This is a genomic window from Microcella pacifica, assembly GCF_009371975.2.
GTDB lineage: Bacteria > Actinomycetota > Actinomycetes > Actinomycetales > Microbacteriaceae > Microcella > Microcella pacifica.
In genome coordinates, this window is record NZ_VIKT02000001.1 from 74,517 (window position 1) to 88,848 (window position 14,332).

The 14,332-nt window shown below is 70.4% G+C and carries 12 protein-coding genes; 9 read left to right on the forward strand and 3 right to left on the reverse strand.

The features are described 5' to 3' along the window. Positions 1-19 precede the first annotated feature (19 nt). A complete protein-coding gene (locus FK219_RS00355) occupies positions 20-736 on the reverse strand; it encodes a ferritin-like fold-containing protein (RefSeq protein WP_152581915.1) in 717 nt (238 codons plus the stop codon). An 89-nt stretch (positions 737-825) separates the two neighbouring features. Here FK219_RS00355 and FK219_RS00360 point away from each other — a divergent pair, with 89 nt between their 5' ends. Together FK219_RS00360 and FK219_RS00365 are read left to right on the forward strand one after the other, a co-directional pair. After that, positions 826-2,295: a DEAD/DEAH box helicase gene (locus FK219_RS00360; RefSeq protein WP_152581916.1), complete on the forward strand. Its 1,470-nt coding sequence runs from the start codon at positions 826-828 to the stop codon at positions 2,293-2,295. 12 nt (positions 2,296-2,307) lie between these two features. Continuing rightward, positions 2,308-3,861: a DHA2 family efflux MFS transporter permease subunit gene (locus FK219_RS00365; protein ID WP_328821545.1), complete on the forward strand. Its 1,554-nt coding sequence runs from the start codon at positions 2,308-2,310 to the stop codon at positions 3,859-3,861. A gap of 137 nt (positions 3,862-3,998) precedes the next feature. Here the strand turns inward: FK219_RS00365 and FK219_RS00370 are convergent, their stop codons facing one another. Continuing rightward, the gene (locus FK219_RS00370) at positions 3,999-4,850 is read right to left on the reverse strand and encodes a PHP domain-containing protein (RefSeq protein WP_152581917.1); all 852 of its coding nucleotides are present in this window, start codon (positions 4,848-4,850) and stop codon (positions 3,999-4,001) included. Between the two features lie 87 nt (positions 4,851-4,937). Here FK219_RS00370 and FK219_RS00375 point away from each other — a divergent pair, with 87 nt between their 5' ends. The 3 genes from FK219_RS00375 (at position 4,938) to FK219_RS00385 (ending at position 9,149) form a co-directional block, all read left to right on the forward strand. After that, a complete protein-coding gene (locus FK219_RS00375) occupies positions 4,938-5,957 on the forward strand; it encodes an endonuclease/exonuclease/phosphatase family protein (protein ID WP_152581918.1) in 1,020 nt (339 codons plus the stop codon). A 68-nt stretch (positions 5,958-6,025) separates the two neighbouring features. Then, positions 6,026-7,576 (forward strand): aminopeptidase P family protein, encoded by a 1,551-nt coding sequence (locus FK219_RS00380; protein ID WP_152581919.1) that lies wholly within the window; start codon positions 6,026-6,028, stop codon positions 7,574-7,576. Positions 7,577-7,685: 109 nt separating this feature from the next. Beyond that, on the forward strand, positions 7,686-9,149 hold the full coding sequence (locus FK219_RS00385; RefSeq protein ID WP_152581920.1) for an HNH endonuclease signature motif containing protein: 1,464 nt from the start codon (positions 7,686-7,688) through the stop codon (positions 9,147-9,149). On the opposite strand, the gene FK219_RS00390 is transcribed toward FK219_RS00385, so the two are convergent. Further along, positions 9,146-9,799 carry a general stress protein gene (locus tag FK219_RS00390; protein WP_210416739.1) on the reverse strand — a complete coding sequence of 218 codons (654 nt, stop codon included), beginning with the start codon at positions 9,797-9,799 and terminating at the stop codon, positions 9,146-9,148. The genes FK219_RS00385 and FK219_RS00390 overlap by 4 nt on opposite strands. Positions 9,800-9,835: 36 nt before the next feature. On the opposite strand from FK219_RS00390, the gene FK219_RS00395 reads away from it, so the two are divergent. The 4 genes from FK219_RS00395 to FK219_RS00410 all read left to right on the forward strand — a co-directional run bounded on the left by FK219_RS00395 (position 9,836) and on the right by FK219_RS00410 (position 14,319). After that, positions 9,836-11,305, forward strand: a complete 1,470-nt coding sequence (locus FK219_RS00395) for a magnesium transporter MgtE N-terminal domain-containing protein (protein WP_152581921.1) — start codon at positions 9,836-9,838, stop codon at positions 11,303-11,305. Then, positions 11,302-11,862, forward strand: a complete 561-nt coding sequence (locus FK219_RS00400; protein ID WP_152581922.1) for a DUF1003 domain-containing protein — start codon at positions 11,302-11,304, stop codon at positions 11,860-11,862. Before FK219_RS00395 ends, FK219_RS00400 begins: the two co-directional genes overlap by 4 nt. Next, positions 11,859-13,007, forward strand: coding sequence for an Mrp/NBP35 family ATP-binding protein (locus FK219_RS00405; protein WP_152581923.1), 1,149 nt, complete (start codon positions 11,859-11,861; stop codon positions 13,005-13,007). The genes FK219_RS00400 and FK219_RS00405 overlap by 4 nt, the downstream gene beginning before the upstream one ends. A 385-nt stretch (positions 13,008-13,392) precedes the next feature. Beyond that, positions 13,393-14,319 (forward strand): LysR family transcriptional regulator, encoded by a 927-nt coding sequence (locus FK219_RS00410; RefSeq protein WP_152581924.1) that lies wholly within the window; start codon positions 13,393-13,395, stop codon positions 14,317-14,319. The last annotated feature ends 13 nt before the right edge of the window (positions 14,320-14,332 follow it).

The window sequence follows — 14,332 nt, forward strand, 5'->3', positions numbered from 1 at the left end:
GGTCCGTCTCCGTACGCCATCAGGCGGTCAACCCCAAGCGGTCCATGCGGCGCGTGTGCGCGGCGATGAGCTCGGTGAAGACGGGCTCGATCTGCGCCTCCTCGCGGGCGTGGTCGCCGTGGAATACCAGGGCTGAGCGGGCCTGCAGCATCGTGTCGCCCACGAGGCGACGGCACCACAGCGCGAGCCGTGACGACAGCCGCGGGTTCGCGGCGATCTGCCCCTCGATGATGCGGTGCATCGGCGACTGCAGGTCGCCCTCGCTCAGGGCCGCCTGCACCGCTTCGCGCGTGGGGCTCGGCAGGCCTCCCGCGAGGCGCATCCAGAAGTCGGTGAGAAAGCCGATCGTGACGTGCGCGCTCGCGACCTGCTCGTGCCAGTCGGCGCCCTGCGTACGGCGTTCGAACTCCTCCACGCCGATCAGGTGCGGCTCCATGACGTCGGTGCGGTCGAGCTTGTGGCGCTCGAGCTCGGCGACGAGGGCCAGGTAGCGGCGCAGCGAGATGTCGCACACGCGCGCGAGGGCATCCTTGTCGGCGATGCGCGGCGCGTTCGCGGTCGCGTGGCTGAGCGCCTCGAAGAACGTCATATGCAGTGCGGCGCATTGACCGAGGAAGTGCTCGACGGGCGGCGTCAGCTCGGCCAGATCGACCCGGAGTGCGGCGACAGCGGCATCACGCTGGGTGAGGGAGGGAGCCTCAGCGCGCGGGCGAGAACGTCGAAACCACGATGCCACCCGCTCAGCCTAAGCGATGCCCGCGACCGGTCGGCCCCGCGGCGGCTAAACTGGTGCCACTCATCTATATAGACAGGCGATACACCCACGTGACTTTCTCCGACCTGGGCATCGAGACCGACATGGTCGACGCCCTCGCAAGCAAGGGCATTATCGAGCCCTTCCCCATCCAGACCCAGACGATCCCCCTCGCGCTCAGCGGGCAGGACATCATCGGCCAGGCCAAGACCGGTACCGGCAAGACCTTCGGTTTCGGGCTTCCGCTCATCCAGCACCTCGGCCTGCACCCCGAGCCGGGCGTCAAGGCGCTCGTCGTCGTGCCCACGCGCGAACTGTGCGTGCAGGTGACGCAAGACCTCGAGCTCGCCTCCGCCAACCGCGACGTCAAGATCGTCTCCATCTACGGCGGCAAGGCCTACGAGGGCCAGATCGAGCAGATCAAGGCGGGCGCGCAGATCGTCGTCGGCACACCCGGTCGTCTGCTCGACCTCGCCAGCCAGCGGCTGCTCTCGCTCGCCGACGTGCAGGTCATGGTGCTCGACGAGGCCGACAAGATGCTCGACCTGGGCTTCCTCGGCGATATCGAGAAGCTCTTCGCGCAGACCAAGCCCACACGCCACACGATGCTGTTCTCGGCCACCATGCCGGGCCCCATCGTCGCCCTGGCGCGCCGCTTCATGACGCGCCCCATCCACATTCGCGCCACCGACCCCGACGAGGGCCTGTGGCAGTCGAACATCAAGCACATCGTCTACCGGGCGCACGCGCTCGACAAGGACGAGGTCATCGGCCGCATCCTGCAGTCGGAGGGCCGCGGCAAGACCGTCGTCTTCACGCGCACCAAGCGCGCGGCGGCGAAGATCGTCGAAGAGCTCAACGATCGCGGCTTCAGCGCCGGCGCCGTGCACGGCGACATGACGCAGGAGGCGCGCGAGCGCTCCATGGCCGCCTTCAAGGCCGGCAAGAAAGACATCCTCATCGCGACGGATGTCGCCGCGCGCGGCATCGACGTCAACGACGTCACGCACGTCATCAACCACACCGTGCCTGACGACCACGACGCCTACCTGCACCGCGTGGGCCGCACGGGCCGCGCGGGCAAGACCGGCATCGCCGTGACCTTCGTCGACTGGGCCGATATGCACAAGTGGGCGCTCATCAACCGCGCCCTCGACATGGGCCAGCCCGACCCGGTCGAGACGTACTCGTCGTCGCCGCACCTCTACGCCGACCTGAACATTCCCGAGGGCTCGAAGGGCCGCCTCAAAGCGACCCCCATCCCCCGCGTCGAGCGCGAGGCCTCGCGGCCTCCGCGTGAGCGCAGTCGGCGCAGCGGTGGTGGCGGTGGCGGTGGCGGCGAGGGTCGCGGCGGCCAGGGTGGCGGCGAGCAGCGTGGCGGCGAGCGCTCCGGCGGTGGCCGCGGCGCTGGTGCGTCCGAGGGCTCGAGCGCAGCATCCTCGTCGGGTGAGGGCGGCGCCCCGCGTCGGCGCCGTCGTCGTCGCAGCGGCGGAGGCGGCGGCGGTCAGAGTTCGGGCGGGAATACCGGCGCGAACTCGTAGGTTGACCTCGCGGTGGCCTCTCCCCCCGCAGCGCCCGCCGCGCGCACCTCTCCGGCCGGTCGGCCGACGATGGATGCCCGGCACAGCCTCGTCATCTCGCTCCTGCTCGTCTCCGCCTTCGTGGTGATCCTCAACGAGACGCTCTTCGGCGTCGCGATCCCTGAGCTCATCGACGACCTCGGCGTCACGGCGGCGATGGCGCAGTGGCTGACGACGGCCTTCATGCTGACCCTCGCCGTCATCATCCCGATCACGGGCTTCCTGCTGCAGCGCTTCCAGACGCGGCCCATGTTCATCGTCGCGATGAGCCTGTTCAGCCTCGGCACGCTCCTCGGCGCGCTCTCCCCCGGCTTCGAGATGCTGCTCATCTCGCGCATCGTGCAGGCGAGCGGCACGGCCATCATGATGCCGCTGCTGTTCACGACCGTGTTCGGGCTCGTGCCGCCGCAGATCCGCGGCCGCATCGTGGGGCGCATCTCGATCGTCATCGCCGTCGCGCCCGCGCTCGGGCCGAGCGTGTCCGGCCTCATCCTCGACTCGCTCGGCTGGCGCTGGCTGTTCATCGTCATGCTGCCGATCGCGCTCGCGGCCTTGACCCTGGGCGCGCTGCGCGTCGTCAACGTGGGCGAGCCGCAACCGGGCCGCCTCGACGTGCTCTCGGTGCCGCTCTCGGCGATCGGGTTCGGCGGCTTCGTCTACGGGCTGAGCCTGCTCGGCGAGGCCGGGCAGAGTGGTGGCGCGGGCGGCGAGGCGGGAGCATCCGCGGTCAGCGAAGCGACGACGACCGCGATCATCGCGATTGCTATCGGGATGCTCGGGCTCGCGGTGTTCGTCTGGCGCCAGCTCGTGCTGCAGCGCCGCGGGGAGCGCGCTCTGCTCGACCTGCGCACCTTCCAGGCGCGGCAGTTCACCCTCTCCATCATCACCGTGTCGGTCGCGTCGATGGCGCTGTTCGGGGCGATCATCCTCATCCCGCTCTACGTGCAGCAGGTGCTCGATCTGAGCCCGCTCGTCTCGGGCCTGCTCATCCTGCCGGGAGCGCTGCTGCAGGGGCTCATCGCGCCGCTCATCGGGCGCCGCTACGACGCCGTCGGGCCGCGCGGCCTCGCCCTCAGCGGAGCGATCCTGCTCGCCGTCGCCATGTGGGGCATGACGTTCCTCTCGGCGTCGACGCCGCTCTGGCTCATCACCGCCGCGCACATCGGGCTCAGCATGGGCCTCGCGCTGCTCTTCACGCCGCTGCTCACGAACGGGCTGTCGGCGATCCGCCCCGAGCTCAACTCGTACGGCTCGGCGATCGTCGGCACCATTCAGCAGGTCTCGGGGGCTGCGGGCATCGCGCTCTTCATCTCGGTCGCGGCTGCCGCCGGTGGGCCGAGCAGCGTGGCGAGCGAGGTCTCGGTGCCGGGCATCCAGCTCGCCTTCATGGTCGGCGCGATCATCGTGACGCTCGCCCTGCCGGTCGTGCTGCTCATCCGCCGCGTCATCCCGGCCGAGCCACCCGCGACGACCGGGCAGATCGCCGCGCAGACGCCGTTGCACACGGAGGCCGAGCCGACGAGGTAGGTGCCCTGACTCAGTGGCGCGCGACACCACTGGCGCACGTTGCCGCTCGAGCGCACCCAGCCACGCCGTTTGTGACACACCACGCCGAACGTTTCGCGTGTCTTGTCACAATCGGCGTGACTCGCCTCGCGCCCGCCCTACGCCCGCAGGGGCGGCACGCCGCGCGTGCGCGCGATGAGGCGCTCGAGCGCCTCGGGCTCGGTCGTGTTCTCGGCGAGGCGGTTGGGCTTGCCCTCGCCGTGGTAGTCGCTCGACCCGGTGACGACGAGGTCGAACTGCGCGGCGAGCTCGCGTAGGCGGGCGCGGCCGTCGGGCGTGTTCTCGCGGTGGCCGACCTCGAGCCCGACGAGCCCCGCCTCGACGAGCACCGCCATGCCGCGGTCGTCGACGACCGCCTCGCGTCCGCGCGTCGCCGGGTGGGCGAGCACCGCGGCTCCCCCGGCCTCGGTGATCATGCGCACCCCGTCGAGCACCGTGGGCGCCTCGTGCGGCAGGTAGTAGCCGCCCGTGAAGTGCAGGATCGACGCGAAGGCCTCGCTGCGCGTGCGCACGATGCCGCGCGCCACGAGCGCGTCGGCGATGTGGGGGCGGCCGATACTGTCGCCTCCGCTCTGCGCGAGCACGTCGTCCCAGCTGACGTCGTAGTCGCGCGCGATGTTGGTGACCATGCGCTCCGCCCGGCCGAGGCGGTCGGCGCGGATGTGGGCCGTCTCGGCGACGAGCTCGCCGTCGTTGGGGTCGAAGAGGTAGCCGAGCACGTGCACGCTGCGCCACTCGTACCGCGTGCTGAGCTCCATGCCCCGAATGATCTGGATGCCCGTGCCGCTCGCCGCGGTGAGCGCCTCGTCCCACCCCGCCGTCGAGTCGTGGTCGGTGATCGCGATCGTGTCGAGGCCCGCCTCGACGGCCGCGCGGATCAACTGCGTGGGTGTCTCGGTGCCGTCGCTGACGCTGCTGTGCGTGTGCAGGTCGATCGGGCCGCGGGGCATGGGGTTAATCGTAGGTGGCGCGGGCTGGGACATTCGGTGCGGTGTGCGGGCGATACCATCAGGTCGCCGGGATAGGCTCGCCGAGTCATGATCCGCCGAGTCGTCTCCGCCGCCGTGCTGCTCGGCGTGGCCGCCGCGCTGCTCGTCATCGCGTGGCCGAGCCTGTTCGGGCTCTCCGCTGCCCCGGTCGTCGCGCAGCTCGTCTCGCTGCGCGCGCTGAGCGCCGCGCTCGCCATCATCGGGGCGCTCACGCTCGCCCTCATCGCCATGCTCTGGCGGGGCGCCCGGCGCTTCCTCGCCTCGCTCGCCCTGCTCGCGCTCATCTTTGCCGCCATCAACGTCGCCGTGCTGTCGACGCGCGGGTTCGGAAACGAGTCGTTCCCGACCCGGGCACCTGCCGAACTCTCCGTGCTCAGCTGGAACACCCTCGGCGACGCCCCCGGCGCCGACCGCATCACGCAGCTCGCCCTCGACGAGCAGGCCGACATCATCGTGCTGCCCGAGACCAGTCAGGAGACGGGCGTCGAGGTCGCCGAAGGCCTGCGTGCTGCCGGCCGACCCATGTGGGTGTACTCGTTCGCCTTCGACTACATCGCCAAAGCGCGTTCGACGACCGTCCTCGTCTCCGCCGCGATCGGCGAGTACGTCGTCGACGACAGCGTCGGCAACACGACCGTGCTGCCGAGCATGGTGCTGCGCCCCGACGGCCATGACGGCCCCACCATCATCGGCGTGCACCCGGTGGCTCCGCTGCCCAGCCAGCTCGCCAACTGGCGCGCCGACCTCGACTGGATCAACGGCATCTGCCGCGGCGAGCAGACCATCCTGGCCGGCGACCTCAACGCGACCGCCGACCACTTCCGCACCATCGGCGGCGACTCCGGCGGGGCACTGCGCCTCGGCCTCGGCGATTGCCTCGACGCGGGCCTCCTCACCGGCAACGGCGCCGTCGGCACGTGGCCCACCCGCCTCCCGGCCATCCTCGGCGCGCCCATCGACCACATCATGGTCACCGACGACATCACCGTCACCGGCTTCCGCGTCATCACCACCGAGGACGGCACGGGCAGCGACCACCGGCCGATCGTCGCGCGCCTGATTCTCTGAGGCGGGTGGCGGAAGAACTGGGTGGATGCTCCGGGCCGGCCCTGAGCATCCGGTGCCAGAATGGGCGCATGGCCGACACCGAACTCAGCGCAGCCAGCGAGACCGAGACCACCGAAGCGCCCCCGCGCGCGACCGAGAACCGGTCGACGACGCCGCGCTCCGACGCCTTCCAGCAGTACATCTCGACCGGGTGGGCGGAGCGCGCGACCGGCATCGGCGGGCCGCGCGAGCAGGCGCCCTTTGCCGCGGCACGACGCGCTCGCCTGAGCGGTCTGTACACGGGGGTGCGGCTGCTCGTGCCCGCCGGCGACGCCCGCCAGCGCTCCAACGACACCGACTACCCGTACCGCGCTCACAGCGCCTTCGCGCACCTCACCGGGTGGGGCAGCGACGCCGTGCCCGGCAGTGTGCTCGTGCTCGAGCCGCACGCCGACGGGGCCGAGGGGCACGAGGCCGTGCTGTACTTCCGCGAGGCGGCCGGGCGCGACTCCGACGAGTTCTACGCCAACCCCGCCGTCGGCGAGTTCTGGACGGGGCCGCGGCCCTCGGTCGACGACGTCGCGACCGACCTCGGGCTCGACGCTCGGCCGCTGAGCGCGCTCGACGCCGTGTGGGACGCCCTCGATGCTGACGGCCCCGAGACCCTGATCGTGCGCGAGGCAGAGCCGTCGCTGACCGACCGACTGGATGCTGCGCGCATCCTGCACGCCGGCGCCGAGCCCGGCACGGCCGAGGTCGACACGGCGCGCGACGACGAGCTCGCGCGCGACCTCAGCGAGCTGCGTCTCGTCAAAGACTCGTTCGAGCTCGCGGAAATGCGCCGTGCCGTCGACGCCACCCAGGTCGGGTTCGACGACATCATCGCCGACCTGCCGCAGATCGTGGCGCACCCCCGCGGCGAGCGCCTCGTTGAAGGCACCTTCAACCGGCGCGCCCGCGCCGAAGGCAACACGGTCGGCTACGACACGATCGCCGCGAGCGGGCCGCACGCGTGCATCCTGCACTGGACGCGCAACGACGGGCCCGTCGTGCCGGGCGACCTCATCCTCATCGACGCCGGCGTCGAGCTCGACAGCTACTACACGGCCGACATCACGCGCACCCTGCCCGTCTCCGGCCAATTCACCGAGGTGCAGCGGCGGGTGTACGAGGCCGTGCGCGAGGCGGCCGACGCGGCGTTCGCGATCGTGAGGCCGGGCATCCGGTTCAGGGATGTTCATGCCGAAGCCATGCGCGTCATCGCGCGCGTCACCGCCGAGTGGGGGCTGCTGCCCGTGAGTGCTTCTGAGTCTTTGGAGCCGTCGGGCGGGTACCACCGGCGGTACATGGTGCACGGAACCTCGCACCATCTCGGCATCGACGTGCACGACTGCGCGCAGGCGCGGCGCGACCTGTACCTCGACGGCGTGCTCGAAGAGGGCATGGTGTTCACGATCGAGCCGGGGCTGTACTTTCAGCCGGACGATCTGACGGTGCCGTCTGAGCTTCGTGGGATAGGTGTGCGCATCGAGGATGACGTGGTTGTGACGGCTGATGGGGTCGAGAGTCTGTCGGCGGGGATTCCGCGCACGGCGGATGAGGTCGAGGCGTGGATGCGCGAGGTTGCTGCACGCCGGTAGATCGCGCTGAGGGTGCATCCTCTCCTCCACAGGCGGCGCTCCACGCGAGTTATCCCAAGATTTCCTCATACCTCTTGTTCGAACGTATGTTCGATGGGAGCATGAATGCATGACCTTCCCCGCACCCCTCGAGCACTTCACCGCCCTCGTGGCGGAGCTCGAGCGCGCACCTCTCGACGCAGCCGCGCTGCGCGCCCTCGGGGATGAAGATCTACTCGCCGTCACCGAACTCGGGGCGAAGGCGCATCGACTGCTGGATGCCCGAACCGCACTCTTCGCGGGGGAATTGGCCCGCCGCTCGCGCCCAGAACTCGCTCACGACGGGCTTGCCCAGCGCTCGGGGCATCGCACGGTCGAAGAGCTCGTGCGTGTCACGACCGGGGAGTCCCGGCGCGACGCTGTTGCAGCGGTGAACACGGGTCGGCTGCTCGTCGCACCCGACTCCAGTGCGGGGCGTGAGGCCGGCACTGACGACCTGCCGGTGGTTGCCCCCTACTTGACCGCGGCGTTGCAGGCGCTGCGCGCGGGCAGCATCAGCATCGGCGCGCTCGACGTGATTCGTGGCGCCTTCGACGGCATCGATGAGTCGGTGGCGCCGGACGCACTTCGGTCGGCCGTCGCCCGGGTCGTGGAGGCGGCTGCGCACCTCGACGTCGACAGACTGCTGCGGCTTGCTCGCCACGCGCGCGAGGAGCTCGATACGGCCGCACTCGTCGATCGCGAGCGCGCACAGAGAGATGCGCGGTCATTCCGATTGTGGACGCTGCCAGACGGCATGACGCGTGCGACGTGGATGCTCGACCCGGAATCCGCCGCACAGGTTCGTGAGCTTGTCGAACGAGCGACCACCCCGAAACGACGTGGCGTGCACTTCGTCGAGACGGTCGGCGCGAGGAACGATGCCGACGCTGAGAAGGCTGCACGCATCGCCGAGGATGAGCGCACGCCCGAGCAGTACACCTCAGACGCCCTCGTGCACCTGCTCGCCGCGGGAGCCGACGCCGACTCGAGCATGATCCTCGGCACGGGTGCCCCGCAGGTGCGCGTGCTCGTCACCGCGGCTGACCTCGCGCGGGGTGAGGGCGCAGGCTCTCTCGAACCTGCGACGGGCAGCCCCGAGGGCACCGTCGTCGCGCTCCCGACCGTGCAGCGGCTGCTGTGCGGCGGCGTGCAGACCCCGATCCTCATCGGCTCGACCGGTCAGCCGCTCGATGTCGGCCGGTCGCAGCGCCTCTTCACCGCCCGCCAGCGCGTCGCCCTCGCGGCCCGCGACGGCGGATGCCGCTGGCCCGGCTGCGAGCGACCGCCGAGCTGGTGCGAAGCGCACCACATCGACGAGTGGGAACGCGATCACGGTCGCACCGACGTCGACGTCGGAATCCTGCTCTGCCGACACCATCACCTGCTGCTGCACGACCACGGCTGGCGCATCACCAGAGTCGGGAGGTCACGGGAGTACGAACTCGTGCCACCCGCGACCGTCGACCCACAGCAGAGACCTCGCCCCATGCCCAGCAGGAGCAAGGAATGGCAGCGCGCCCTCGGCGGGGTGAGCTGCGCGCGCGAGTACTAGTCGCGCTTCTCGGCGGGCGCGTCGACCGGGCCCGAATCGGAGGGCGGGGCGTCGGCAGGAGCGTCGGCCGGGCTCGAGGCCGAGGAAGTTGCCGAGGACGTTGGCGAGGACGTTGGCGAGGCGTGCTGACCGCGCGGGGACTCCGTGAGGGAGACCGGCGCATCCGGATTGCCGCCCGCGAGCACCGTCCGCGCACGAGCGGTCTGCATCGGGTCGATGATCACCTGGTACGACGACGCCAGCACCTGCTGCTGCGACGCGAAATCGCGGCGACGACGCGCGAACGCGTACGAGACGAGACCCAGGAGCATTCCAAACCCCGCACCGATGAACACAGCCGCGAGAATGAACGAGAAGTCCGGCTCCGGCGAGAACAGGAACAGAAGCAGACCGAAGAACAGGCCGAACCAGATACCGCTCAACGCGCCAGACAGTGCCGCACGGCCGTAGCTCAGGCGCCCCCCGATCCGCTCCACCGTCTTCAGGTCGTGGCCGACGATCGCAAGACCCTTCACGGGGAACTCCGCCTTCGCGAGACGGTTCACGACGCTCTGGGCTTCCGGGTACGTGTCGTAGCTGCCGAGCACGTCCCCTCGCGGCACGCTCAACGGCGCGGCACTGCGACGGCTGAACGGACTCTGGTTGCTCACCAGACCATTGTGACAGGGCGACGATAAGGTTTAGCCGTGAGCGCCTCGACTGTCTTCGTCGCCCGGCTCAACGGGTGCTCCGTTTTCGACCCCGCAGGCGACCGGGTCGGCAAGGTGCGCGACGTCCTCGTCGTCTACCGACCCACCGAATCGCCCCGCGTCGTGGGTCTCATCGTCGAAGTGCCCGGTCGTCGGCGCGTGTTCCTCTCCATCGGTCGTGTCACGAGCATCGGCAGCGGCCAGATCATCACGACCGGCCTCATCAACCTGCGCCGTTTCGAGCAGCGCGGTGGCGAAGTGCGCGTGCTCGCTGAGCTCGTCGGCCGCACGGTGCGCTTCCGCGAAGGGCACGGCACCGCCGTCATCGAAGACGTCGCGATCGAAGAGTCCGGCCCCGGCGAATGGGCCGTCGAGCAGCTCTTCCTGCGCAAGCCCCGCTCCGTGCCCGCCCCGTTCACCAAGGGGCAGAGCGTCTTCGCACGCTGGAGCGACGTCATCGAAGTCACCAACCGCTCCGAGCCGCAGAGCGCCGAGAAGCTCATCGCCGAGTACAACGACCTCCTTCCCGCAGACCTCGCGGCCACACTCCTCGAACTGCCCGACGGCCGCCGCCTCGAAGTCGCCGAAGAGCTGCCCGACGAGCGCCTCGCCGACGCCCTCGAAGAGATGCCCGAAGCCGACCAGGTGGCCCTCCTCACGCGCCTCGACGACGAGCGCGCCGCCGACGTGCTCGACCACATGGAGCCCGACGACGCGGCCGACCTCATCGCCCAACTGCCCGTCCTGCGCGGTGAAACCCTGCTCGACCTCATGGAGCCCGAGGAGGCGCAAGACGTCCGCTTCCTGCTCTCCTACGACGCCGACACCGCCGGCGGGCTCATGACCACCGAGCCGATCATCGTCTCCGCCGACGCGACCGTTGCCGAGGGCCTCGCCCTCATCCGTCGCCACGAGCTCGCGCCCGCGATCGGCGCCGCCATCTGCGTCACCCTCCCCCCATACGAGCCGCCGACGGGCCGCTACCTCGGCATGGTTCATTTCCAGAGGATGCTCCGCTACCCGCCGCACGAACGCCTCGGCACTCTCCTCGACCAGGGCATCGAGCCGGTCACGCCCGAGACCTCAGCCGCCGAAGTCTCCCGCCGCCTCGCGAGCTACGACCTCGTCTCGCTGCCCGTCGTCGACGAGACCCGTCGACTGGTCGGCGTGGTCACGATCGACGACGTGCTCGACTACCTCCTGCCCGACGACTGGCGCAGCACCGACGAGCACTCCCCCGCACCCCCGCGCCCCCCAGCACGCGGCAAAGCTCGGGGCCGCGCGCCCGGGTCGACGGCGCCCGCGCGCGACCGCCGTGCCACCGTGGGCGAGCATCCCGCTCCCGGTCGGTTCAGCACCGCGAACCCCACCACGCGGGCGATTCCCGTCGTCGCTCCCGAGACACCTCCCACCGACCCGCCCCGCACGGGCACGCCGCCTGGTGATCGTCCGGGTGATCGTCGATGACCGCGCGCGACAAGGACGCCGTCCGTCGGCGCGCGACGCGCGACTCGCGCAGCCTCTCCGCTCCCAAGGGTCTCCGAGCGGGGCTCCTGCCCAGGTTCTCGAGCCGCGACCGCTTCGGCCGCTTCACCGAGGCTGTCGCCCGCGGCATGGGAACCCCGTGGTTCCTGTTCGCGCTGTCTGTCTTTGTCGCCGCGTGGATCACGTGGAACGTGCTCGCCCCGGAACGACTGCGCTTCGACTCGCTCGCGCTCGGCTTCACCGCGCTGACCCTCATCCTGTCCCTCCAGGCCTCGTATGCGGCCCCGCTCATCCTGCTCGCCCAGAACCGGCAGGACGACCGGGACCGCGTGCAGATCGAGCAGGACCGTCAGCGGGCCGAGCGGAACCTCGCCGACACCGAGTACCTCGCCCGCGAGGTGGTCTCGCTGCGGCTCGCCATGAAAGAGGTGGCGACGAAAGACTTCATCCGCGCCGAGTTGCGCGCCCTGCTCGACGAACTCGATCGCGAGCCGGACGACACGACTGATTCCGAGCACGGCGAGGGCACGTCCCGGTGACGGCGGAGTCCTCAGCGAGCGCCCTCGAGCAGCGCGTCCTCGCAGCCCTCGAGCGCGTCATCGACCCGGAGATCCGCCGCCCGGTGACCGAGCTCGACATGATCGACGGTGTCACCGTGAGCACAGTCGCCGACGGCACGACCCGCGCCGAGGTGCAGCTGCGGCTCACGATCGTGGGCTGCCCCGCAGCTGACCGCATCGAGCGCGACGTGCGCACGGCAGCATCCTCGGTCGACGGCATCGACGACGTGGCCCTCGACGTGGGCGTCATGGATCGGGCGACGCGGGATGCGCTCATCGACCGCCTGCGCGGCGACCGGCCGCGCGGCCACCCCTTCACTCCGGATGCTCTGACTCGCGTCATCGCCGTGACGAGTGGCAAGGGCGGTGTCGGCAAGTCGACCGTCACCGCCAACCTCGCCGTCGCGCTCGCTCAGCGCGGGCTGCGCGTCGGGCTCATGGACGCCGACGTGTTCGGCTTCTCGATTCCGGGCATCCTCGGCATTGCCGACGCGAAGCCGACCCGCGTCGGCGAGATGATCATGCCGCCGCGCGTGCACGGTCTCGCCGTCATCTCGATCGGCATGTTCGTCGACCCGCACACCTCCGTCTCGTGGCGCGGCCCGATGCTGCATCGCACGGTCGAGCAGTTCCTCACCGACGTGTACTTCGGCGATCTCGACGTTCTCGTCATCGACATGCCGCCCGGCACGGGCGACATCGCCATCTCGATCGGGCAGCTGCTGCCGCACGCCGAAGTGCTCGTCGTGACGACGCCGCAGAAGGCGGCCGCCGATGTCGCCGAACGGTCGGCGCTCGTGGCCCGGCAGACGGGCCAGACGGTCATCGGGGTCGTCGAGAACATGACCGGCTACGTGCAGCCCGACGGCAGCGTGCTCGACCTGTTCGGCTCGGGCGGCGGCGATGAGACCGCGGCGAGACTCGACGTCGACGTGCTCGCGCGCGTGCCCCTGAGCCTGGCCCTCCGAGAGGGTGGCGATGCCGGTCGGCCGATCGTGCTGGCCGGTGACGACGCACCTGGCGAGACAGATGCGGCCGCCCAGGCGATCCGCGACCTCGCCGACCGTGTGATCGAGCGCGGGCGTGGACTGGCCGGGCGGCCGCTCACCGTCACCCCGCGGTAGCCGAGTCGCTCCATCACTCTCAGAGGGCTCACCGCCGGCGGGGCCGGGTGGATCGAGCGAGGTCGATCTAGCCGTGTCGACCCGGCCGGGTCGATCTAGACGAAGCGCACGGGCACCCGACGGTAGCCATCGCGCACCGTCACGACGACGGTCGCAGTGATGGCGGCGACTGCCAGGGCGGCGGTGAGAATGGCGACGATCATGGGGAGTGCTCCTTCGGTCTGGTGATCTGTTCGATGATCTGTGTGGTGATCTGTGCAGTGTTCTCGGTGATGCTGAGCCACTCGTGACGGGCTCGTGTTCTGTCCTGAACAGTGCCCAGTCCAGCGCATCGCTTTCTTTAGCACAATCGATAGTTACTACACGTAGCGTGTAGTTTCTCTACATGGACGTGCGCCGCTTGGAACTGCTCCGCGAACTCGCCGACCGGGGCACCATCACGGCCGTGGCCGCCGCGACCCACCGCACCGCATCCGCCGTCTCGCAGCAGCTCAAGCTGCTGGAGGCCGAAGCGGGTGTGCCCCTCACGGAGAAGGAGGGGCGGGGCATCCGGCTCACCGGAGCGGGACGCGCCCTTGCCGAGACGGCGCGCAGAATCGCCGTCGCGATCGAGTCAGCCGAAGCCCTGTGGTCGGAGTACAAGCAGACCCCGACCGGCACGGTGACGCTCAGCACCTTCCCGACCGCGGGACAGATGCTGCTGCCGGGCGCGCTGAGCGCGCTCGAGAGCGAGCCCGCGCTGCGCCTGCTCGTGACCGACCAGGACCTCCCCCTCGCCGACTTCGCCGAGCTCACCCCCGACTTCGACATCGTGCTCGCCGACTCGCAGGGCGTGCCCTCGCACTGGAACGAGCGCGGGCTCACGACCGTGCACCTCATGACGGAGCCGTTTGACGTGGCTCTGCCCGCCGGCCACCCGCTGCTCGAGAAGAGCGTGCTGAGCCCCGCCGACGTCGCCGACTACCCCTGGATCGGCGCGCCCGTCGGCTACCCGTACGATCGCTGGCTCGACGCGCTCGGCGCCGCCGTCGGGCGCGAGCCGCGCATCGTGCAGCGCATCATGGACAACCTCGTCGTCGAGGGACTCGTCGCCGCGGGGCTCGGCCTCGCGATCCTGCCCCGCTTCACGACGCGCAGCCACGGCACCGAGATTGCCACCCGACCTCTCGTCGGCATTCCCGCCGAACGGCAGATCTCGGCACTGCTGCGGGCCGACCGCGCTGAGCGCCCGAGCGTGCGGCGCGTGCTCGACCTGCTGCGCGCCGAGGGCGAGCGCGTCGCCGCCAGCCACCGCATCGTGGGCGTCCGCTAGGCCGCGTGTGGGG

Coding starts and splice junctions, on each gene's coding strand:
- FK219_RS00410 (WP_152581924.1), top strand. CDS start 13,393: ATGGACGTGCGCCGCTTGGAACTGCTCCGCGAACTCGCCGACCGGGGC.
- FK219_RS00385 (WP_152581920.1), top strand. CDS start 7,686: ATGACCTTCCCCGCACCCCTCGAGCACTTCACCGCCCTCGTGGCGGAG.
- FK219_RS00370 (WP_152581917.1), bottom strand. CDS start 4,850: ATGCCCCGCGGCCCGATCGACCTGCACACGCACAGCAGCGTCAGCGAC.
- FK219_RS00400 (WP_152581922.1), top strand. CDS start 11,302: ATGACCGCGCGCGACAAGGACGCCGTCCGTCGGCGCGCGACGCGCGAC.
- FK219_RS00375 (WP_152581918.1), top strand. CDS start 4,938: ATGATCCGCCGAGTCGTCTCCGCCGCCGTGCTGCTCGGCGTGGCCGCC.
- FK219_RS00380 (WP_152581919.1), top strand. CDS start 6,026: ATGGCCGACACCGAACTCAGCGCAGCCAGCGAGACCGAGACCACCGAA.